Annotated in this window: 19 protein-coding genes and 2 pseudogenes; 13 read left to right on the forward strand and 8 right to left on the reverse strand. The window is 61.5% G+C overall.

From position 1 onward, the window contains the following. The first annotated feature begins 121 nt into the window (after positions 1–121). A pseudogene (locus RSO67_RS21545) lies at positions 122–2,918 on the forward strand ([protein-PII] uridylyltransferase). 120 nt (positions 2,919–3,038) lie between these two features. After that, positions 3,039–4,121: a hypothetical protein gene (locus tag RSO67_RS21550; protein ID WP_315840502.1), complete on the forward strand. Its 1,083-nt coding sequence runs from the start codon at positions 3,039–3,041 to the stop codon at positions 4,119–4,121. Between the two features lie 211 nt (positions 4,122–4,332). Here the strand turns inward: RSO67_RS21550 and RSO67_RS21555 are convergent, their stop codons facing one another. Continuing rightward, positions 4,333–4,854: a methylated-DNA--[protein]-cysteine S-methyltransferase gene (locus tag RSO67_RS21555; protein ID WP_315840503.1), complete on the reverse strand. Its 522-nt coding sequence runs from the start codon at positions 4,852–4,854 to the stop codon at positions 4,333–4,335. A gap of 88 nt (positions 4,855–4,942) precedes the next feature. After that, positions 4,943–5,542: a polyhydroxyalkanoate synthesis repressor PhaR gene (gene phaR, locus RSO67_RS21560; RefSeq protein ID WP_315840504.1), complete on the reverse strand. Its 600-nt coding sequence runs from the start codon at positions 5,540–5,542 to the stop codon at positions 4,943–4,945. A gap of 307 nt (positions 5,543–5,849) precedes the next feature. On the opposite strand from phaR, the gene RSO67_RS21565 reads away from it, so the two are divergent. Continuing rightward, positions 5,850–7,028 (forward strand): acetyl-CoA C-acetyltransferase, encoded by a 1,179-nt coding sequence (locus tag RSO67_RS21565; RefSeq protein ID WP_068732966.1) that lies wholly within the window; start codon positions 5,850–5,852, stop codon positions 7,026–7,028. 183 nt (positions 7,029–7,211) lie between these two features. Next, positions 7,212–7,937, forward strand: coding sequence for an acetoacetyl-CoA reductase (gene phbB, locus RSO67_RS21570; RefSeq protein WP_068732968.1), 726 nt, complete (start codon positions 7,212–7,214; stop codon positions 7,935–7,937). Positions 7,938–8,093: 156 nt separating this feature from the next. On the opposite strand, the gene RSO67_RS21575 is transcribed toward phbB, so the two are convergent. From RSO67_RS21575 to RSO67_RS21585, 3 genes are all read right to left on the reverse strand, one after another. Then, a complete protein-coding gene (locus tag RSO67_RS21575) occupies positions 8,094–8,528 on the reverse strand; it encodes a cupin domain-containing protein (protein WP_315840505.1) in 435 nt (144 codons plus the stop codon). Next, a complete protein-coding gene (gloB, locus tag RSO67_RS21580; protein WP_315840506.1) occupies positions 8,528–9,295 on the reverse strand; it encodes a hydroxyacylglutathione hydrolase in 768 nt (255 codons plus the stop codon). Before gloB ends, RSO67_RS21575 begins: the two co-directional genes overlap by 1 nt. An 84-nt stretch (positions 9,296–9,379) precedes the next feature. Next, on the reverse strand, positions 9,380–9,727 hold the full coding sequence (locus RSO67_RS21585; RefSeq protein ID WP_315840507.1) for an MliC family protein: 348 nt from the start codon (positions 9,725–9,727) through the stop codon (positions 9,380–9,382). A gap of 180 nt (positions 9,728–9,907) precedes the next feature. On the opposite strand from RSO67_RS21585, the gene RSO67_RS21590 reads away from it, so the two are divergent. Next, a complete protein-coding gene (locus RSO67_RS21590; RefSeq protein WP_089262642.1) occupies positions 9,908–10,690 on the forward strand; it encodes a class I SAM-dependent methyltransferase in 783 nt (260 codons plus the stop codon). Between the two features lie 3 nt (positions 10,691–10,693). On the opposite strand, the gene xerD is transcribed toward RSO67_RS21590, so the two are convergent. Then, positions 10,694–11,653: a site-specific tyrosine recombinase XerD gene (gene xerD / locus RSO67_RS21595; RefSeq protein ID WP_315840508.1), complete on the reverse strand. Its 960-nt coding sequence runs from the start codon at positions 11,651–11,653 to the stop codon at positions 10,694–10,696. Between the two features lie 16 nt (positions 11,654–11,669). Then, positions 11,670–11,816, reverse strand: coding sequence for a histidine kinase (locus RSO67_RS21600; protein WP_089262632.1), 147 nt, complete (start codon positions 11,814–11,816; stop codon positions 11,670–11,672). Positions 11,817–11,991: 175 nt separating this feature from the next. Here RSO67_RS21600 and RSO67_RS21605 point away from each other — a divergent pair, with 175 nt between their 5' ends. The 6 genes and pseudogenes from RSO67_RS21605 (at position 11,992) to RSO67_RS21630 (ending at position 17,359) form a co-directional block, all read left to right on the forward strand. Beyond that, positions 11,992–12,633, forward strand: coding sequence for a shikimate kinase (locus RSO67_RS21605; protein WP_315840509.1), 642 nt, complete (start codon positions 11,992–11,994; stop codon positions 12,631–12,633). After that, positions 12,630–13,772 carry a 3-dehydroquinate synthase gene (aroB, locus tag RSO67_RS21610; protein ID WP_315840510.1) on the forward strand — a complete coding sequence of 381 codons (1,143 nt, stop codon included), beginning with the start codon at positions 12,630–12,632 and terminating at the stop codon, positions 13,770–13,772. Before RSO67_RS21605 ends, aroB begins: the two co-directional genes overlap by 4 nt. A gap of 55 nt (positions 13,773–13,827) precedes the next feature. Beyond that, positions 13,828–15,177: a hemolysin family protein gene (locus RSO67_RS21615; protein WP_068732985.1), complete on the forward strand. Its 1,350-nt coding sequence runs from the start codon at positions 13,828–13,830 to the stop codon at positions 15,175–15,177. 123 nt (positions 15,178–15,300) lie between these two features. Continuing rightward, positions 15,301–15,699, forward strand: a pseudogene (locus RSO67_RS21620) (Bug family tripartite tricarboxylate transporter substrate binding protein); the annotation flags it as partial. Between the two features lie 37 nt (positions 15,700–15,736). Continuing rightward, on the forward strand, positions 15,737–16,222 hold the full coding sequence (locus tag RSO67_RS21625; protein WP_315840511.1) for a Bug family tripartite tricarboxylate transporter substrate binding protein: 486 nt from the start codon (positions 15,737–15,739) through the stop codon (positions 16,220–16,222). Between the two features lie 177 nt (positions 16,223–16,399). Then, positions 16,400–17,359 carry a tripartite tricarboxylate transporter substrate binding protein gene (locus tag RSO67_RS21630; RefSeq protein ID WP_315840512.1) on the forward strand — a complete coding sequence of 320 codons (960 nt, stop codon included), beginning with the start codon at positions 16,400–16,402 and terminating at the stop codon, positions 17,357–17,359. Positions 17,360–17,413: 54 nt separating this feature from the next. Here RSO67_RS21630 and RSO67_RS21635 read toward each other — a convergent pair whose 3' ends face one another. After that, positions 17,414–17,845 carry a nuclear transport factor 2 family protein gene (locus RSO67_RS21635; protein WP_315840513.1) on the reverse strand — a complete coding sequence of 144 codons (432 nt, stop codon included), beginning with the start codon at positions 17,843–17,845 and terminating at the stop codon, positions 17,414–17,416. 268 nt (positions 17,846–18,113) lie between these two features. On the opposite strand from RSO67_RS21635, the gene RSO67_RS21640 reads away from it, so the two are divergent. Both RSO67_RS21640 and RSO67_RS21645 read left to right on the forward strand, forming a co-directional pair. Then, a complete protein-coding gene (locus RSO67_RS21640; RefSeq protein WP_315840514.1) occupies positions 18,114–19,349 on the forward strand; it encodes an amidohydrolase family protein in 1,236 nt (411 codons plus the stop codon). A gap of 32 nt (positions 19,350–19,381) precedes the next feature. Continuing rightward, positions 19,382–20,557 carry an amidase gene (locus RSO67_RS21645; RefSeq protein ID WP_315840515.1) on the forward strand — a complete coding sequence of 392 codons (1,176 nt, stop codon included), beginning with the start codon at positions 19,382–19,384 and terminating at the stop codon, positions 20,555–20,557. Positions 20,558–20,605 lie beyond the last annotated feature (48 nt).

Consider the following 20,605-nt stretch of genomic DNA (forward strand, 5'->3'; position numbering starts at 1 on the left):
ATGCGCCAAGGACACCGCCGCGAGAACGTTGTTGCCCGGATTGCGCAAAAGGCAGCATGGACTAGCTGTGGGGCTACAATCACCGTGACAGCGCTTGCGCCGTCCGATATCCGGGTTGTTCATGGACAGCGTTGCTACACAAGACAGACCGACAACCGAAACCGACTTCGACACGACGCGGATTACCGCCGAGATCGATGCGCTTGCAGCGCAGCATCGCGGCAAGAACGATTTGTTTCGCGCCGCGGTCGCCAAGCTGCTGAAGGCGGAACTGCTCAAGGCCAGTGAAGCCGCCGAGGCCGTCCTGTTAAAGGACCGCCACGGCCGACGCTGTGCCGAGCAGCTCTGCCACGTGCAGGATGAGATCATCCGCATGCTGTTCGCCGCGGCGACGAAGCATCTGTATCATTCGCCAATCCCGTCCGGTGCCGAACGCATGGCGGTGGTCTCTACCGGCGGCTATGGCCGTGGGCTGATGGCGCCGGAATCCGACATCGATCTGCTGTTCATCCTGCCCTACAAGCAGACCGCCTGGGGCGAACAGGTCGCCGAAGTCATTCTGTATTGCCTGTGGGACATGGGCCTGAAGGTCGGCCACGCTACGCGTTCGGTGGATGAATCGATCCGCCAGGCGCGCGGTGACATGACGATCCGCACCGCGATTCTGGAGACGCGCTTCCTCACCGGCGATCAGGCTCTGTACGACGAACTCGTCACGCGCTTCGACGCCGAAGTCGTGCAGGGCACCGCCGCCGAATTCGTCACCGCCAAGCTCGCCGAACGCGAGGAGCGCCATCGCCGCGGCGGCCAGTCGCGCTATCTGGTCGAACCCAACGTCAAGGATGGCAAGGGCGGCCTGCGCGATCTGCACACCGTGTTCTGGATAGCTAAATACGTTTATCGCGTGCGCGACAGCAAGGAGCTGGTGGCGCGGGGCGTGTTCGATCCGCAGGAATACCGCACCTTCAAGCGTTGCGAAGACTTCCTGTGGTCGGTCCGCTGCAATATCCACTTCCTGACCAAACGGCCGGAAGAGCGGCTGTCTTTTGACCTGCAGCGCGAGATTGCGGTCCGCCTCGGCTATACCTCGCATCCCGGTATGCAGGACGTCGAGCGCTTCATGAAGCACTACTTCCTGATTGCCAAGGAAGTCGGCGATCTCACCGCGATCCTGTGCGCCAAGCTCGAAGACCAGCAGGCCAAGCCGGCGCCAGCGCTGACGCGCATGATGGCCAAGCTGCGGCCCGAGATGCATCGCCGCCGGCTGCCGGACAGCGATGCGTTCATCATCGACAACAACCGCATCAACCTTGCTGCGCCTGACGTGTTCAAGGAAGACCCGATCAACCTGATCCGGTTCTTCCGACTGGCACAGAAGCACAATCTGGCCTTCCATCCCGATGCGATGCGGACCGCGACGCGCTCGCTCCGGCTGATCACGCCCGAGATCCGCGAGAACGCCGAAGCCAACGCGCTGTTTATGGAGATACTGACCTCGGACAATGCCGAGATCGTGTTGCGGCGGATGAACGAGACCGGCGTACTCGGTCATTTCATTCGTGCCTTCGGCCGCATCGTGTCGATGATGCAGTTCAACATGTATCATCACTATACGGTGGATGAGCATCTGCTGCGGTGTGTCGGCATCCTTCAGGAGATCGAGCGCGGCGGCAACGACGAGTTCGTTGTTGCCAGCGATCTGATGCGCAAGATCCGCCCGGAACATCGGGCGGTGATCTATATCACGGTGTTGCTGCATGACATCGCCAAGGGGCGTCCGGAGGATCACTCCATCGCCGGCGCCAAGGTGGCGCGGCGGCTATGCCCGCGGCTCGGATTCAACGCTGCGGACACGGACCTCGTCGCATGGCTGATCGAGGAACATCTCACCATGTCCACGGTTGCGCAGTCGCGCGACCTGTCGGATAGCAAGACCATCGAGAATTTCGCCGCCGTCGTGCAGTCCGTTGAGCAGATGAAGCTGCTGACGATTCTCACCACCGCCGATATCCGCGGCGTCGGTCCCGGCGTCTGGAACGGCTGGAAGGCGCAGCTGATCCGGACGCTGTATTACGAAACCGAGCCGGTGCTGACCGGTGGTTTCTCCGAGGTCAATCGCGCACAGCGCATAGCATCGGCGCAGGCCGAATTCCGCCGTGCCTTCACCGAGTGGCCCGAGCAGGATCTCAACGCCTATATTCTGCGGCACTATCCGGCCTACTGGCTCAAGGTCGAGCTCGACCGCAAGATTCGCCATGCGCGTTTCCTGCGCGCATCGGAAGAGGCCGGGCACAAGCTCGCGATCAATGTCGGATTCGATGAAGCCCGCGGCGTCACCGAGCTCACGATTCTGGCCGTCGACCATCCCTGGCTGCTGTCGATTATCGCCGGCGCATGCGCCGCAGCCGGCGCCAATATCGTCGACGCGCAGATCTACACGACAACCGACGGTCGCGCACTCGACACCATCGCGATCTCCCGGGAATACGATCGCGATGACGACGAAGGCCGCCGTGCCACACGAGATCGGCGACATGATCGAGGACGTGCTCGAAGGCAAGGTGCGGCTGCCGGAAACCGTGGCCAAGCGCGCCTCGACCAAAGGCAAGATCAGGGCCTTCACGGTAGAGCCGGAAGTCATCGTCAACAACCAGTGGTCAGATCGCTATACGGTGATCGAGGTCTCGGGGCTCGACCGGCCGGGTCTGCTGTATCAACTGACCACGGCGATCTCGAAGCTCAACCTCAATATTGCTTCGGCGCATGTGGCGACCTTCGGCGAGCGCGCGCGCGACGTGTTCTATGTCACCGATTTGCTCGGCGCGCAGATCAATGCCCCGACGCGTCAGGCTGCGATCAAGCGCGCGTTGATCCATCTGCTGGCAAACGGCGATCTCGCGGAGAAGCCGGCGGCGTAGGGGGCACGCGGTGGGAGGGTGATCGATACAGTTTGAAGTAAACAGCCGACAATCTGTCAGCAATGCTTTGCTACGACGTGTTCCGCGCTGCAAAAAGCAAACTGAAGCTCGAGGTTGGTGTTGCCCAAACCACTCCGCAAATTGTTCTGGTGGCCGGCAGTTGTCGGCATACTCTTTGTTGGCGGCGTGGCCGTATTTAGTCTCCAGCGTTGGGCGAGTTCGAACAGCAGCTCGGATGATCTCGGTCGCAGGGACAGGGGCTTTTACCTCGCCGCATCTGTCAAGAATGCTGCGTTACTCGTGAAAAGCGGTGCGGACGACAATTTGCAGCTGCTTCTGATTGATTTTCAAAGCGGACGGAAAATTAGACTTCGCAGCGAACGCGCGCATTTGTCATCGGCCTATCTGTCGTCGGACGGGGCACGGTTATTATTCTCCCGTGTTCCATTAGGCGAACAGCAGGGCTACGAATTGGTGTCATGTGCGACGGATACGTTTTCCTGCCGCAGCATCGTCAAGAGCAGCGGTTCGATTCACTCTGCATTTGAAATTTCCAACGGTCGATTTCTCTACGTTTCGAGTCCGTACTTTAAAGCCTACGATGGCCGCTTAAGACTGAACCGCAACGATATCTGGATGTTTGATCCAGCAGTCGGCGCGCGCCAACTGACTGACTTTCAGTTGTACGAGCTGCACTCCCTTAGTCTGGGTGGTGCATCGCTGTACTTTTCTGCGCTGGGCTCACCGTCGCAAAAGCCGATCATTCCAAAACAGGATCCCAGTTCGAACCGCCAGAGCAGTATTTTTCAACTCCCCTTCGATGCGGTGAAAGGCTTCCTCAGCGTGCCTTCCACGACGCTATCGCCATCCTTCGAAGCATCCGGCATCGCTACCCGTCCAAGCGCTTCGGCCGATGCTTCGCTGGTGGCATTCCTGAGGACGAGGACCGACATTGGTGCCTATCGCTACGATTTGGTGGTCGCGGACCTCAAAACCGGCGCCGAACGCTTGATTACTGCACCTGGACGGGGCTTCTCACGCCCCGTAGTGATTGGCGATAATATCTATGTCAGCTTTACCAATGGCGATCGGGTGACCATCAGACGCTATGGTCGAGACGAAGTGGAGATGCTGTCCGTCGCCGAAATCGACGACGCGTCTGTTGCGTCGGCTGAAGTGGTTGATCTGAAAATAGCGCCCTAAACTATCGCCATGAGCGGCGATCGAGCGCGCGCTGATCCATTTGCTGGCGAATGGCGATGCGGCGGAGAAGCCAGCGGCGTAAGTGCATTTGCCGCTTTGACCTCTCCACGTCATTGCGAGAAGCGAAGCGACGCGACGCGGCAATCCAGAAAGGCGCAGGCGAAGAAAGACTGGATTGCTTCGCTTAGCTCGCAATGACGGCTGAGAGAATCTACTTCACTGCAACGCCTTCATGCTCCAGCAGCCAGCGCTTGCGGGCGATGCCGCCGCCATAGCCGGTGAGCGAACCGTTGGCGCCGATCAGGCGATGGCAGGGCACGACGACACTCAGGGGATTTGCACCATTGGCATGACCGACGGCGCGCATCGCATTGGGCACGCCGAGTTGCGCCGCCAGCGTGCCGTAGCTGAGTGTGCTGCCTGCAGGGATTTTTCGCAGTGCCGTCCAGATACGGTTCTGAAACGGCGTGCCGGGGATGTGGCAGGTGATGCCATCGAGTTGGTTGAGGTCGCCGTCGAAATAGCGTGAGAGTGCGGTGCGGATTTCGGATGGTGCCGAGTTCTCGATCAGTTCGACCGTCCCATAGTAACGACGCAGCAAAGTCAGCAAGCGCTCTTCGTAATCGATCCAGTCGAGTGCGCAGAGTGCGCCACCGTGGTTCGTCGCCAGCAGCGCGATGCCGATCGGGGTGTCGAGCCGGTCGAGAGTCAGTGGGATGGGTTGCTTCGCCATGGCGATGTTGCGCTCATCAAATGGAAACGCCGACCGTAGGTGTTGTTACGGCCGGCGTCATTCCGATTTCCGATAAGTAAGCCGCGAATTATTCCGGCTTCGGCTCGTGCGACATGCGCTCGAGGCGTTCCTGCATTTCCTTCATCTGGCGACGCAGGTCATCCATGGTGTCGGCAGGCTCAGCGGTCGGCTCCGGCGCCTTTTCCGGCTCCGCCGCCGCAGCGCCGCCGCGCGGCGGCACGAACGGCTTGAACATCGCGAAGGTCTGCTGAAACAATTCCATGTTGCGACGAACGGTTTCCTCAAGCGGCGCGAACGGCGTCATGCTGAACGTGTTCGTCATCTGCTTGCGGAATTTCTCCTGCTCGCGCGTCAGGCTGTCGATGGACTGCTCAAGATACTTCGGCACCACCATCTGCATGCTGTCGCCATAGAAGCGGATCAGCTGGCGTAGGAAAGTGGTCGGCAGCAGATTCTGGCCAGCCTTGTTTTCCTGTTCGAAGATGATCTGGGCCAGCACCGAGCGGGTAATATCGTCGCCGGTCTTGGCGTCATAGACGAGAAAATCCTCGCCGTCCTTTACCATCGCAGCGAGATCTTCAAGCGTCACGTAAGTGCTTGTTCCGGTATTATAAAGCCGGCGGTTCGCATATTTTTTGATTGTCGTGGGTTGATCTGATTTCGCCATGGGGGCTCACACATACGGACCGAGGACAGGGAACCTTACGGCAGCGCGCCATAAGGTTGTCGAACAACGCAATGCAATAAAGTAAGCACTTTCAAAGGGGCTCGGCTACCGTTTTGTGCGTCACGGTTAAAATGGCAGCAGTCTTGTGCTATGCAAAGCGACATCCGTGCCATTTTGCGTGCGTTGCGGCCGTAATTTGGCGTCGGGCCAATTGACAGGGCACCCCTCAGTTAACAGGATAGTTTGCAACGCGGCCCCCGCCATCCTGGCTCTGACCGTCGAAAAAACCTCAACACAGGAGATGTCCATGTCAGACGATGTCGTCATCGTCAGCGCTGCCCGCACACCCGTCGGCAGCTTCAACGGCGCTTTCGCCACCATGCCGGCGCATGATCTCGGCGCCATTGCCATCAAGGCGGCGCTTGAGCGCGGCAAGATCGATCCGGCCCGCGTCTCCGAAGTCATCATGGGACAGATCCTCACTGCTGCGCAGGGCCAGAACCCCGCGCGTCAGGCCTCGATTGCTGCCGGCCTGCCGGTGGAAACTTCGGCCTGGGGCGTCAACATGCTGTGCGGCTCCGGCCTGCGCACGGTCGCGCTCGGCTATCAGGCGCTGCTCAATGGTGATTCGGAAATCGTCGTTGCCGGCGGTCAGGAATCCATGAGCATGGCCCCGCATGCGCAATATCTGCGCGGCGGCGTGAAAATGGGACCGGTGGAATTCGTCGACACCATGATCAAGGACGGTTTGTGGGATGCCTTCAACGGCTATCACATGGGTAACACCGCCGAGAACGTGGCAAAGCAGTACCAGATCACGCGCCAGCAGCAGGACGAGTTCGCTGTTGCATCGCAGCAGAAAGCGGAAGCTGCGCAGAAGGCCGGCAAGTTCAAGGACGAGATCGTTCCGGTCACCATCAAGGGCCGCAAGGGCGACACCGTGGTCGACAGCGACGAATATCCGCGCCACGGCGCCACGATCGAAGCCATGGCCAAGCTGCGTCCGGCCTTCGAGAAGGATGGTACCGTCACCGCCGGCTCGGCATCGGGCATCAATGACGGCGCCGCCGCCGTGGTGCTGATGACCGCCAAGCAGGCCGCCAAGGAAGGCCTCAAGCCGCTGGCCCGCATCGTGTCGTGGGGCCAGGCCGGCGTTGATCCGAAGATCATGGGCACTGGCCCGATCCCGGCATCGCGCGCCGCGCTGAAGAAGGCTGGCTGGACCATCAACGATCTCGACCTGATCGAAGCCAATGAAGCTTTTGCTGCGCAGGCTTGCGCCGTGAACAAGGACCTCGGCTGGGATACGTCGAAGGTTAACGTCAACGGTGGCGCGATCGCGATCGGTCATCCGGTGGGTGCATCTGGTGCGCGTGTTCTCGTCACGCTGTTGCACGAGATGGAAAAGCGCGACGCGAAGAAAGGCCTTGCCACGCTGTGCATCGGCGGCGGCATGGGCATCGCGATGTGCATTGCACGCGACTAATCCTTACGCGCTGCGTGCTGAAAACATCAGCTCGCGTGTGCACTGCACACACTGCTACAACAAAATGCCCGGCGCTTTGCGTCGGGCATTTTCGCTTGATGGTCCAATTCTGCTTGATGTTCATCGTATCGCCGGATTAATTCGTAGCTATAACTACAAAAGAGATTTGTGGAGGGATCGATCATGGCGCGCGTAGCATTGGTGACCGGTGGAACACGAGGGATTGGCGCTGCGATCAGCAAGGCTTTGAAAATTGCGGGATACAGCGTCGCGGCAAGCTATGCCGGCAATGATGCCGCCGCCGAGAAATTCAAAAGCGAGACGGGTATCGGCACCTACAAGTGGGATGTCGGTTCGTTCGATGAATGCGCCGCCGGCGTGAAAAAAGTCGAGGCCGATCTGGGACCGGTGGAAGTGCTGGTCAACAATGCCGGTATCACCATGGATGGCGCCTTCCACAAGATGACGCCGGAACAGTGGAACAAGGTGGTTAACACCAATCTCGGTTCGCTATTCAACATGACCCGTCAGGTGATCGAGGGTATGCGCGAACGTAAGTTCGGCCGTGTCATCAACATTTCATCGATCAACGGGCAGAAGGGCCAATTCGGCCAGGTCAACTATTCTGCCGCCAAGGCCGGCGACATCGGCTTCACCAAGGCATTGGCTCTCGAGAATGCCAAGCTCGGTATCACCGTCAACGTGATCTGTCCTGGCTACATTAACACCGAGATGGTGCAGGCCGTGCCGCTCGCCGTGCTTGAGAAGAGCATTTTGCCGCAGATCCCAGTCAATCGCCTCGGCGAGCCCGAGGAAATTGCACGCGCGGTGGTGTTCCTAGCTGCAGACGAGTCCGGCTTCTTCACTGGCTCGACCATGACCATCAATGGCGGGCAATATCACGCGTAACGGGCCTCGAAGCTCGAACCTCATCCTGAGGAGCCCGCCCTTGCGGGCGTCTCGAAGGATGTGCGACATGCGCCACCGCCGCGTTTCTGGCCTTCGCCGTACATCGCTTTACGAATGACGCCGCATCGCAGCGAAGGATGTGATTTGGAAGCCGAGCTAGTCGGGTTTCCAGCCCTTCGGGGCCAACTCAAACGTCGCGAAATCGAAACCCGGCGCCACGGTGCAGCCGACCAGTGTCCAGTCGCCAGTGGTAGAGGCGGCCTGCCAGGCATGCGGTGGGACAATGCCTTGCGGCTCTTGTCCAGCGGCGACGTCCGGCCCGAGCGTGATCATGCGCTGGCCGGCGTCGTTGGCGATTTCCAGCGTGAGCGGAGCGCCCGCATGATAGTGCCAGATCTCGACAGCATCGATGCGATGCCAGTGCGAGCGCTCGCCACGCGCTAGCAGGAAGTAGATCGCCGTTGAGGCCGCCCGCCCGCCGGCATCTACGCGACTGTCGCGAAACGTCTCGCGGTAGTGGCCGCCTTCGGGATGCGGCTGCAGGCCGAGCGTCGCGATGATCTCGGCTGCAGTTGGCGTCTTGCCTGTCATCAGGACTTGTTCTTGCGTTCACGGAGTTCGCCGAACACGTCGTCCTCGCTGAATCCCTTGAGGCGGACGGCGGCGGCGATGGCCGGATCGTCGGCGCGCAGGAAGACGTTGGTCTTCTTCTCAAGCCCGAGCAGCACCGGGATGGTTGGCTTGCCGACGGCGCGCAGCTGCGCCACTTCGTCGGCGCGATTCTTCAGCGCTTCGTTGTTGGCGTCGATGCCGAGGCAGAACTTCATGTTGGTCGCGGTGTATTCGTGGCCGCAGTAGACCCGGTAGTCGTCGGGCAGTGTGCGCAGCTTCTTCAGCGACTGCCACATCATCGGGTAGGTGCCTTCGAACACCCGTCCGCAGCCGCCGGAAAACAGCGTGTCGGCCGAGAACAGCGCCAGCTCGCTGTCGAACACGTAGCAGATATGATCGAGCGTATGGCCGGGGGTCTCGAACACCCGTGCGGTGAGCGCGCCGACCTGCACGGTATCGCCTTCGGCGACGCGGACGTCGACTTCAGGAATTGCCGTGCCCTGATCGTGCGGCGCTGTGACCTTGCAGCCATAAGTTTTCTTCAGCTCGGCGATGCCGCCGACATGGTCCGCATGGTGATGCGTCACCAGAATATCCGTGAGCTTCCAGCCTTCGCGTTGCAGCACCTTCATGATGGGGCCGGCTTCCGGCGCGTCGATCGCGGCAGTCTTCAGGCTCTGCGGATCGTGGATCAGGTAGCCGAAATTGTCGGACAGGCAGGGGAAGACGCGAATTTCAGCAGCCATGGTAACTCCGTTGGATCACGTCGTGATGCGCTCGCACGTACGTGCGGCAAATTGATGGGGATGAATATGGGCGATGCATGACGGTCAGCGCGGTGTCACACATTGGCGCGCGGGCTGGCCGGCAATCTGCAGCGTGATGGTGGTCTGGCCCTTGCCGGCAATCCCGACATTGCCTTCGCCGTAGCGGAAGCCCGAGCCGGATCTCTGGATCGGCATGCGGAGCGTTTCGCCATTGGGATAGAACAGGGTGATCGACGTGCCGCCTGAATTGTAATCGACGGAGATCTTGTCGCCGCCCGGCAGCGCAGGGGTGCAGATGTAATCGACCGTCGCCGGATTGGCCTCGGCGGAGAATGGCGCGAGTGCTGCCACGGCCAGACCCGCGGCCGTCGCCGCCGCCCTTGTGATTGTTTGACCTCGGCGTGACAGCATTTTTGTCTCTCCTGCAACGACGTCGCGGCACCTGTTTCTCCGACTAGGCCGCAGCCGGGCCGGCCTTGTCAATTGGTGCAACTCACCGCCCGCGATGGTCTGGATATCTGGCGTTAACGCTGCCCCGGCAATGCGCGATTCGGGGGATCGTGGGTCGCCGCAACGTGTTAGAAAGTCATCATGACCATCGATGTGATCGATCTCCGGGATTTCTATTCGCGCCGCCTCGGTATCGTGGCGCGGCGGCTGATCAATCGCGGTATTCAGGCGCATTGGCCGGATGCCGAAGGCCAGCGCGTGCTCGGTCTGGGGTACCCAACACCGTATCTCGGCCTTTTCCGGGAGAATTCCGAACGCTGCATCGCCTTCATGCCGGCGGCGCAGGGGGTGCTGAAATGGCCGACGGCAAAGCCCGCGCTGGCCACACTGGTCGACGAATTCTCGCTGCCGCTGCCGGATGCCGCCGTCGATCGCATCATCCTGGTGCACGCCCTGGAAATGTCCGACGATCCCGAAGGTTTGCTCCGCGAGGTCTGGCGCGTGCTTGCGCCGTCCGGCCGGTTGATGGCAGTGATTCCGAATCGCCGGGGCGTCTGGACCCGCACCGACTCGACGCCGTTCGGTCACGGCCGCCCCTATTCGCGCTCGCAGATCACGCAGTTGCTGCGACAGACCTGGTTTACGCCGACAGCGTGGAGCGAGGCGCTGTTCATGCCGCCGGTCGGGATGGGCTGGTTTCTGCGCTCGGCGATGGCGTGGGAGCGGATTGGCGCGGCGTTGTCGATGCCGTTCGCCGGCGTGCATATCGTCGAAGCGACCAAACAGGTCTATCGGGCGATCCCCGCCAAGCGCGAACGCACGCGGCTGATTCCGGCGCTGCAGCCAGTACTGGTGCCGACCTCCGGGATGCGGCGTGACGATGAGACGGATCATCTTGGCGAGGCCGAGCCGCACTCGCGCTGAGCGCTATTTTTCCGCGAGCGGATGCAGGTCTCGGACCAGGCTCTTGAGCCGCTCTTCCACCACATGGGTGTAGATCTGCGTCGTCGAAATATCGGTATGACCGAGCAGAGTCTGCACGATGCGAAGATCGGCGCCGTTATGCAGCAGATGGCTGGCGAAGGCGTGGCGCAGCACGTGCGGCGACACCAGCCGCTGCGCAATGCCGGATGCCGCCGCAAGTTCTTTCAGGTCGCGCGCGAAATGCTGTCGGGTGAGGTGGCCGCTCTCGCCAAAAGACGGAAACAGCCATTTCGAGGCTGCACTCTTTTTTGGTTGAGCCTTCTGCAACTCGGTCATCGCGGCGAGATATTCGGCCATCGCCTGTTTGGCAGTTTCGTTGAGCGGCACCAGCCGCTCCTTGTTGCCCTTGCCGCGCACCACGATCATGCGGGCATCGCGCCGCGCTGCGGTGAGCGGTAGCGACACCAGCTCGGAGACACGAAGCCCGGTGGCGTAAAGTACTTCGAGCAGGCAGTAGAGTCGGGCATCGCGCAACCGCTGCTGCGCCGAAGCCTCCGCGTTTTGCGCCTGCGTGCGCGCCTGCACCAGCATACGGTCGACATCGGCGATCGACAGCACCTTGGGCAGACTGCGGCCACGCTTGGGGCCGGACAGGATGGCTGCTGGATCGTCGCTGCGGATTTTTTCGCTGAGCAGAAAGCGAAACAGATGCCGTATGGCGGACAGCCGCCGCGCAACGGTGGTCGATTTAAAGCCGCGCTCGTCGAGGTCTTCCAGGTAGTCGCGCAGCAACTGGGTGTCGGCTGCCATGAAGCTGGATTTCGCTCCGGTGGCGAATTCGGAGAAATCTTCGAGGTCGCGGCGATAGGCGTCCAGAGTATTCACGCCAGCGCCCTGTTCGGCGGCGAGCATGTCGAGGAACAGGCCGGAAAGTTTCGAATCGGAGGCAGGACGGGTGCTCATGGGGCGACCCTAGCGGCTATTTCTTGAGAAATTTGTCCGGCTGGATGGTGACCGTCATGTCCCGCGGCTTCGGGTTGACGAAATTGGCAAGCGCGAAGATGACGCCATAGACCACGCCGACGATCACCGCGACGACCGTCAAAAAGCGGAACAGGCTGGGCATGATCAGGGAACTCGGCGGCGAAATGGGGCGATTCGTTCCGCCTGAGGCGGTCACCTTGTCCGGATACAGACTGCAAGAGGTGCTGGCAACGCTGGCGCTGGGGGTAGTATAGGTGACCAGAATGCGGCAAACCTCTGTGATCCCTTGTCGCTCACTGATTTTGCAGGTGTTTTTGATGTCCGAGACCATCTTGCCGGCCATTGCCAGCGCACTCCAGGAGGCCGCCATCGTGGCGGCGCTGGGAAAGCGCTCGGTCGTGCTGGTGGGCATGATGGGCGCGGGCAAATCGACCATCGGCCGGCGCATGGCAACGCGGCTGCGGCTGCCCTTCGTCGATGCCGACAATGAGATCGAGGCGGCGGCCGGGATGTCGATCCCGGACATTTTCGAGGTCCATGGTGAGCCGCATTTCCGCGACGGCGAGGCGCGGGTGATCGCCCGGCTGCTGGACAGCGGACCGATCCTGCTGGCGACCGGCGGCGGTGCCTTCCTGCGCGAGGAGACCCGCCAGCGCATCCGCGACAAGGCGATCTCGCTGTGGCTGAAAGCTGATGCCGACGTGATCCTGCGCCGAATCCGGCGCCGGGAAAACCGTCCGCTGTTGAAGACCGCCGATCCCGCCGCGACCATTGCGCGGCTGATCGAGGCGCGCCATCCGTTCTATGAGCAGACCGATATCACGATCGACTCGCGTGACGTGCCGCATGAGAAGATCGTCGAGGAAGGCATCATCGCGCTGCATGAGCATCTGTTCCGCCCACACGCAGCTTCCGCCATTTCCGAACCGACAGGCGATCCCTTGAGTTCACAACTATGACCGCGCCCTTGAAGCATTCCGACCCTATCGTCGTGGACGTCGCGCTGGCTGAGCGCGCCTATGACATCGTGATCGGCCGTAACGTGCTGCCGTCGCTCGGCGCGCGCATTGCGAAGCTGCGACCGGGCGTGCGCACGGCGATCGTGACCGACAGGACCGTTGCCAAGCATTGGCTCGCTGCCACGGAAGCCTCGCTGGCGGAAGCCGGTATTCCCACGTCGCACATCATCGTCGAGGAAGGTGAGAGCTCGAAGAGCTATGCCGGGCTTGAGAAGGTCTCCGAAGCGCTGATCGCGGCGAAGATCGAGCGCAACGATCTCGTCATTGCGCTGGGTGGCGGCGTGGTTGGCGATCTCGCGGGCTTTGCCGCAGCGATCATCCGCCGCGGCGTCGATTTCGTGCAGGTGCCGACGTCGCTGCTGGCGCAGGTCGATTCCTCCGTCGGCGGCAAGACCGGCATTAACTCACCGCAGGGTAAGAACCTGCTCGGCGCGTTCCATCAGCCGGTGCTTGTTGTGGCCGACACGGCGGTCCTCGATACGCTGTCGCCCCGGCAGTTCCGCGCCGGCTATGCGGAAGTCGCCAAATATGGCGTGCTCGGGGACGCCGCGTTCTTCACATGGCTGGAAGCCAATCACGCCGACATCATGCGCGGTGGCGCAGGGCGTGAACACGCCATCGCCACCTCGTGCCGCGCCAAGGCCGGCGTCGTGTCGCGCGACGAGCGCGAGAACGGCGAGCGCGCACTGCTCAATCTCGGCCATACCTTCGGCCACGCACTGGAAGCGGTGACCGGTTTCTCGGATCGGCTGTTCCATGGCGAGGGCGTGTCGGTCGGCATGGTGCTGGCTGCGCAACTGTCGGCGCAGCTCGGCATGGTCGCTGAGAGCGATGCGAGCCGCGTGCAGCATCATCTCGCCGATGTGGGTCTGCCCACGAAGCTGCAGGACATCGCCGGCTTCGCGCAGGAAGGCCTCGCGGACGCGGATACGCTGATGGCACTGATGGCGCAGGACAAGAAGGTGAAGCGCGGCAAGCTCACTTTTATTTTGCTGGAAGCCGTCGGCCGGGCCGTCATCGCGAACGATGTGGATCCCGCGACGGTTCGCGCGTTTCTGCATCAGAAGCTGACGGGATAGAACTGACCGTGTCCGGTTTGGGAACCACCAAAGCCAGCGCCGTCGCAGGACTTTCATGAATTCGATTACCGTCAATCTGCTGATCGCGATCTTCCTGCTCGCTGCCAACGCGTTTTACGTGGCGGCGGAGTTTGCGCTGGTTAAAAGCCGCGGCTTCCGCGTCAAGAGCATGGTCGAGCAAAACCGCTTCGGCGCGCGTCTGCTGCAGAACATGATGGGCAATATCGAAGCCTATCTGGCCTGCTGCCAGCTCGGCATCACCATGGCATCGCTGGGACTCGGCTGGGTTGGTGAGCCCACGGTGGCCGCACTGCTGAAACCGGTGCTCGATCCGCTCGGTCTCTCGGAATCCGCGCTGCACTTCACCTCGTTCCTCACCGGCTTCCTCGTCTTCTCCTCGCTGCATATCGTGATCGGCGAGCAGGTACCGAAGACGCTGGCGATCCGCCAGCCGGAGCCGGTGTCGCAATGGATCGCCTATCCGCTCTACGCCTCCTACATCCTGTTTTATCCGCTGAACTGGCTGCTCAACGCGGCGTCACGCGGCACGCTGGCGCTGCTCGGCGTGCAGGAAGCATCACCGCATGAGATCCTCACCGGTGTCGAGATCGAAGGTCTTGTCGGTGAGTCTGCCGAACACGGCGGCATCGCGTCAGGCGAGGCTGAGTATATCCAGAACGTGTTTCGCTTCGGCGATCTCGCGGTGTCCGATGTCATGGTCCATCGCACGGCGATGGTGACGCTGAATGCGGACCTGCCGTCCGAAGAGCTGGTGCGTGAAGTGCTGGCCACCGAATACACCCGCATTCCACTCTGGCGCGAGAAGCCGGAAAACATCATCGGCGTGCTGCACGCCAAGGATCTCTTGCGCGCGATCCGCGCCGTCGATGGCGATACCGCAAAGATCGACGTGGCCTCGATCGCGCTGCCGCCGTGGTTCGTTCCGGAAATGCGCCCGCTGTCGGATCAGTTGAAAGCCTTCCGCCGCCGCAAGACTCACTTTGCGCTCGTGGTCGACGAATATGGCGAAGTTGAAGGCATGGTGACGCTGGAAGACGTGCTGGAAGAAATCGTCGGCGACATCGCGGATGAACACGACGTGGTCGTGGCCGGCGTGCGCGCGCAGGCCGATGGCTCGGTGGTGGTCGATGGTTCGGTGCCGATCCGCGACCTCAATCGCGCCATGGACTGGCATCTGCCGGATGATGAAGCGACCACGGTAGCCGGTCTCGTCATTCACGAAGCGCGTTCCATCCCCGAGCGCGGGCAGAGCTTCACCTTCTACAACTTCCGCTTCCGCGTGCTGCGCCGTGAGCGCAACCGCATCACCGCGCTGCGCATCGGCCCGGTACCGACCGAGCCGGAAGTGCCGGAGAAAAAGCCGCGGGCCGGGACCTCGTTCTAGGCCCGCGCCGGTCCGGTTCTTGCTTTTGCTTTATTCTATGAGCTGCCATTCCTTTGAATGGCGCAACTGGAGCGAGCGATGAACAAGTCCTGGCGATTGTCGTGCGTATTGGCCGCTGGGTTGATGTCCGGCGCTGCGCTGGCCGACACCAACTGGCCGACGAAGCCGATCAAGGCGGTCAATCCGTTCGGTGCCGGCAGTGCGGGTGACGTGGTCCCGCGCCTCTTCTTCGAAAGATTGAGCACGGAGCTCGGACAGCCGATCGTGATTGAAAATCGCGTGGGTGCGGGCGGCTCGGTGGGCACGGGCGCGGTCGCGAAGAGCGATCCGGATGGCTACACCTTGCTGTCGCAGACCAACGCCATCTCCATTGCGCCCGCGATCTTCCCCAACCTCAACTACGACACCACTAGGGATCTGTCCTCGGTGCTGATGATTGGCTATGCGGCTAATGTGATGATCGTGCCCAACGAACGGCCATGGAAAACGATTCAGGATTTCCTGACCGCCGCAAAGACCAAGGGCACGGTGATCAATTACGGCTCGGTGGGCGTCGGCAGTGCCGTGCATATCAGTTCGGAGAAAATTCCGCGCCGCCGCCGGCTTCGAGGCCACGCATATCCCGTATCGCGGCGGCTCCGAAGTCATCACCGATATCATCGGCGGCCGCATCGATTTCTACTTCTGTCCGCTGGCTACGGCACTGCCGCTGATCCGCGAGGGCCAGGTCCGTGCGCTGGTGGTGTCGACGCCGACCCGCGTTCGCGATCTGCCGGATGTGCCGACACCGATCGACGCCGGTCTCAAGGATGCCGACAGCTCGATCTGGTTCGGTGTGTTCGTGCCAGCCAAGACGCCGCCGGAGATCGTCGAGAAGCTTTATGTGACCGGCACCAAGGTGCTGAACACGGCTGACATGCAGGCTTCGCTGAAGAAGATCGGCGTCGAGCCGATGCCGATGAAGTCATCCGAGATGGATGCTTTGCTCGTCAAGGAGATCGCCGACAACAAGGTACTGCTCAAAAGCGAGGTCGCGGCCAAGTAGGCAGACTGCCGGCCTTGCCAGCACGGGTGAGGCCGGCATTGTCCTTTATCTGGAGTGGATCACCGCGCGTTCGGGCGTTGTTTTAGGCTTCAAACGGTCCGAAATTTGCTTCGTTGTCGCCGATTGGCCCGATCATTGGGCCGCCATTCCCTGTGGATGGTATTATTGGAGCAAGTAATGAATAAGTTTATGCGGTGGTCGTGTGTTTTCGCCGGTGTGCTGCTGTCGTCTGTCGCGGCGCAGGCCGAAAGCAACTGGCCGACCCGGTTGATCAAGGCCACCATCCCGTTCGGCCCCGGTAGCGCTACCGACGTGGTGCCGCGGATATTCTTCGAGCGTCTCGGGCCCGAGCTCGGTCAGACGATCGTGGTCGAGAACCGGGTTGGCGGCGGCGGCTCGATCGGCACCAACGCGGTGGCCAAGGCGGAGCCGGATGGCTACAGCATCCTGGCGCATTCCTCGGCGCTGGCGATCACGCCGGCGATCTTTCCGAACCTGCCCTATGACACGTCGAAAGACCTGTCGTCAGTCATCATGATCGGCTCCAGCCCGCAAATCATGATCATTCCGAAGGAGCGGCCCTGGAAGACCGTAGACGATTTCCTCAAGGATGCGAAAGCCAAGGGATCGCAGATCAATTTCGGTTCGGTTGGCGTCGGTAGCGCCGTGCATATCAGTGCCGAGAAATTCCGCCTCGCTGCCAATTTCGAAGCGACCCACGTGCCGTATCGCGGTGGGCCCGAAGTGATCGCCGATATTCTTGGTGGCCGTATCGATTTCTACTTCTGCCCGGCGGCGACCGCTTTGCCGCTGATCCGCGAAGGGCAGGTGCGTGCACTGGTCGTCTCCACCGACAAGCGCAGCAATGAACTGCCCGACGTGCCGTCGATGACCGAAGTCGGTCTGAAGGACGGCGTCAGCGAGAGCTGGATCGGCGTGTTCGTGCCCTCCAAGACGTCGCGCGAGATCGTCGACAAGATGCATGATGCCGGCGTCAAGGTGCTGGCCAAGCCGGAGATGCAGGCGGCGCTGAAGAAGATTGGCGTCGAGACCGTGCCGATGCAGCCGAAGGCAATGGACGACCTCGTGGCGAAGGAAGTCGCTGCGAATATCGCGCTGCTGAAGGATGTGAAATAAGGCGACAAGGGCTCCTCGTCATCGCAAGGAGCCCTCGCGACGATGCGAAGCTGATTACGCCTCGATATCCATGCGCACGAGAATGCGTTCAGCGCTGTCGTTCCAGACATCCATTTTCACGATCTTGCCGCCGCGCACGACGAAGCGATCGACATAGCGATTGCCTTCGAACGCCGTGCCGTCATGCCATTCGCCATAGAGCGTTCCGGTATTGTAGACGATGGTCTCGCCATTCCCCGGCGACACGTCTGTGCGCTCCATCTTCTTCTTCACCCATTTGTAGCGCATGGCGTTGAACGCGGTGGCATCGCGCGGATGCTTGAACTTGCGACCGCCGGTGAAGGTGATCGCGACGTCGGCCGACATGAAGGTGCCGGCGGTTTCCGGATCCGGCACCATGGAGGCCACGAGAAACCGCTCGACGAGGTCGGCAGCCTTGGCGGTTTCATCGGTGAAGGGCGCAAGCGCGGTGGGGGATTGCGACATCGGGTTTCTCCTGCGGACAGATGCTGGCGCCATCATAGCAAAACCGGTGCCAGAATTGTATTCGGTAGATGCGTCAGATCGTATACAATTCTTGTTTGTTACGACTAGTTATTGGGCGTTCTCTGAAGGAATATTTGAAGATATTATCGTATTCTCAGATGGTTAGTCATAGATTGAATCGCATGCGTCTTGGCACGTGCCTTGCTTGCTCGCGCATATGCTTTCGCTACGTCCCGATCGGTGGCGTGGCCTCTCCAGGAGTCCTCCCATGACCTTCGATCTCATCCTGCGCAACGCGCGCATTGCCGACCGACCTGATGGCCCGGTGGATATCGGCATTCGCGGCGGGCGGTTCGAGGCCATCGAGATCGGCCTGCCGCGCGGCGTGGCGCCGGATCAGGATGTCGGCGGCCGGCTGCTCGTGCCAGGCCTCGTGGAGACGCATATCCATCTCGACAAATCCTGCCTCCTGGGCCGCTGCAATTGCGCGAATGGTACGCTCGCGGAGGTGATCAGCGAAGTCTCCCGGGCCAAACGCGACTTCACCGAAGAGGACGTCTACGCGCGCGCATCGCAGACGCTGGAGAAAGCGATCAAGCACGGCACCAACCGCATGCGCACGCATGTGGAGGTCGATCCGCGTATCGGGTTGACCAGCTTTCGCGCGCTGAAGAGGTTGAAGCAGAATTACGCATGGGCGATCGATCTGCAGATCTGCGTGTTTCCGCAGGAAGGATTGCTCGACGATCCCGGCTGTGAGGACGTCCTGCTGCAGGCGATGCGAGAGGGCGCCGATCTGATAGGCGGCGTGCCCTACATCGACAAGGATTCGAATGGCCAGATCGCCAGGATATTCGGCATCGCGCAGGAGTTCGGCGTCGATATCGATTTCCATCTCGATTTCGATCTCGACCCCACGCGATCCGACTACGAGGAAGTGTGCCGCATGACCGAAGCCATCGGCTGGGGCGGTCGCGTGGCCATCGGCCATGCCACGAAACTGTCGGCGATGCCGCCTGCGGCCTTCGAGGCCGCTGCAAAGCGGCTCGCCGATGCCGGTGTCGCCGTTACGGTGTTGCCTGCGACCGACCTGTTCCTCACCGGCCGTGACAGCGATCACAACGTGCCGCGCGGCGTGACATCGGCGCACAGACTGCGTGCTTTGGGTGTGAATGCGAATATCTCCACCAACAATGTGCTGAATCCGTTCACGCCGTTCGGCGATGTCTCGCTGATCCGCATGATCAATCTCTATGCCAATGTGATGCAGGTCGGCGCCACGGACGACCTTGCCGGATGTCTCGACCTCGTGACGTCGGCTTCGGCGAAGCTGCTCAACCTGAAGCACTACGGCATCGCCGTCGGCAATTCCGCCGATCTCGTGGTGCTCGATTGCGAGACCAAGGCAGAGGCGGTATGCGAGATTGCGCAGCCACTGTTCGGTTTCAAGAACGGCATCAGGACCTTCATCAGGCCGGCTGCGAGTCTGCTCAAGCCCCACTGAGGCGGGCGTCCTTTTGTCGTACGGAGACTTCGATGCCGATCAATGACACGCTCAACGCCTTTGTGGATCATGGCCACATCGAAGTGCAGACCACGACAGAGGGGCCTCTCGCGGGTTTGACCTTTGCACTGAAGGATTTCTTCGATCTCGCCAATGTGCCGACCGGCGCCGGCAGCCCGGAATGGCTGGCGACGCATCCGGTGCCGACAAAATCGTCGCCGGTCGTCGATCGCCTGCTCGATGCCGGAGCGAAACTGGTCGGCAAGACGCATACGGATGAACTGGCCTGGAGCCTCAACGGCGAGAACGCGCATTACGGCACGCCGATCAATCCGGCTGCGCCCGGCCGCATTCCCGGCGGCTCGTCGAGCGGGTCGGCCGCTGCGACCGCTGGCGCGCTGGTCGACTTCGCCATCGGCTCCGACACCGGCGGCTCAGTGCGTCTGCCCGCCAGCTATTGCGGTGTCTACGGCATTCGCACCACGCATGGTCGCATTCCGCTCGATGGCGCGGTGCCGCTGGCGCCGAGTTACGACACTGTCGGCTGGTTTGCGCGCACGCCCGAATTGATGGCGGAGGTCGGCAAGGTGTTGCTCGACAAGGCCCGTGCTCCGCGTCGGGTGAAGAAGGTTCTGATCGCAAGCGACCTGTTTGGCGCCGTCGATGAGAAGGTTCGCAACCTGCTGCAGCCGTCGGTCGATCGCATCAAGGCGCTCGTTGGTGCGAGCGAGGATGTGGATGTCGCAAGCGGTGAACTCAATGCCTGGCGCAACACCTTCCGTGTAGTCCAGTCGGAAGAAGCCTGGGCCGCGCAGGGCGAATGGATCAAGGCGACCCAGCCGAAGCTCGGCCCCGGCGTGAAGGAGCGTTTCGCGGCTGCGGCGGTTCTCGATCCCGCGGAGATCGCGGCTGCGCGGGCCATGCGAAAAGTCATCGTTGAGCGCGTGCTGTCGCTGCTGGCCCCTGACACGGTCATGCTTTTGCCGACCGCGCCGGGCATTGCGCCGCTGCGCAACACGCCGGATGCGACGCTCGATGTGTTCCGCGCCCGCGCCATCGAATTGCTCTGTGTGTCCGGCCATGCCGGAACGCCGCAGGTCTCAATGCCTGTCGCCAAGTTCGACGATTGCCCGATCGGCCTGTCGATCATGGGCGCGCGCGATTGCGACGAGGATATTTTGCAGTTGGCGGTGGAGTTGGCGAAGTAACGCGCCGGCCGTGCGCTCCTTCTCCCCGCTCTGCGCGGGGAGAGGTTA

Source organism: Tardiphaga sp. 709, assembly GCF_032401055.1.
Classification (GTDB): Bacteria; Pseudomonadota; Alphaproteobacteria; order Rhizobiales; family Xanthobacteraceae; genus Tardiphaga.

What these genes read in the sequence shown, in the direction of transcription:
- aroB (WP_315840510.1), top strand. Translation starts at nt 12,630, where the DNA reads ATGACCGCGCCCTTGAAGCATTCCGACCCTATCGTCGTGGACGTCGCG.
- phaR (WP_315840504.1), bottom strand. Translation starts at nt 5,542, where the DNA reads ATGGCGAAATCAGATCAACCCACGACAATCAAAAAATATGCGAACCGC.
- RSO67_RS21630 (WP_315840512.1), top strand. Translation starts at nt 16,400, where the DNA reads ATGAATAAGTTTATGCGGTGGTCGTGTGTTTTCGCCGGTGTGCTGCTG.
- RSO67_RS21600 (WP_089262632.1), bottom strand. Translation starts at nt 11,816, where the DNA reads ATGCCCAGCCTGTTCCGCTTTTTGACGGTCGTCGCGGTGATCGTCGGC.
- xerD (WP_315840508.1), bottom strand. Translation starts at nt 11,653, where the DNA reads ATGAGCACCCGTCCTGCCTCCGATTCGAAACTTTCCGGCCTGTTCCTC.
- RSO67_RS21640 (WP_315840514.1), top strand. Translation starts at nt 18,114, where the DNA reads ATGACCTTCGATCTCATCCTGCGCAACGCGCGCATTGCCGACCGACCT.
- RSO67_RS21575 (WP_315840505.1), bottom strand. Translation starts at nt 8,528, where the DNA reads ATGACAGGCAAGACGCCAACTGCAGCCGAGATCATCGCGACGCTCGGC.
- RSO67_RS21565 (WP_068732966.1), top strand. Translation starts at nt 5,850, where the DNA reads ATGTCAGACGATGTCGTCATCGTCAGCGCTGCCCGCACACCCGTCGGC.
- RSO67_RS21615 (WP_068732985.1), top strand. Translation starts at nt 13,828, where the DNA reads ATGAATTCGATTACCGTCAATCTGCTGATCGCGATCTTCCTGCTCGCT.
- RSO67_RS21645 (WP_315840515.1), top strand. Translation starts at nt 19,382, where the DNA reads ATGCCGATCAATGACACGCTCAACGCCTTTGTGGATCATGGCCACATC.
- RSO67_RS21605 (WP_315840509.1), top strand. Translation starts at nt 11,992, where the DNA reads ATGTCCGAGACCATCTTGCCGGCCATTGCCAGCGCACTCCAGGAGGCC.
- RSO67_RS21585 (WP_315840507.1), bottom strand. Translation starts at nt 9,727, where the DNA reads ATGCTGTCACGCCGAGGTCAAACAATCACAAGGGCGGCGGCGACGGCC.
- phbB (WP_068732968.1), top strand. Translation starts at nt 7,212, where the DNA reads ATGGCGCGCGTAGCATTGGTGACCGGTGGAACACGAGGGATTGGCGCT.
- RSO67_RS21555 (WP_315840503.1), bottom strand. Translation starts at nt 4,854, where the DNA reads ATGGCGAAGCAACCCATCCCACTGACTCTCGACCGGCTCGACACCCCG.
- RSO67_RS21590 (WP_089262642.1), top strand. Translation starts at nt 9,908, where the DNA reads ATGACCATCGATGTGATCGATCTCCGGGATTTCTATTCGCGCCGCCTC.
- RSO67_RS21635 (WP_315840513.1), bottom strand. Translation starts at nt 17,845, where the DNA reads ATGTCGCAATCCCCCACCGCGCTTGCGCCCTTCACCGATGAAACCGCC.
- gloB (WP_315840506.1), bottom strand. Translation starts at nt 9,295, where the DNA reads ATGGCTGCTGAAATTCGCGTCTTCCCCTGCCTGTCCGACAATTTCGGC.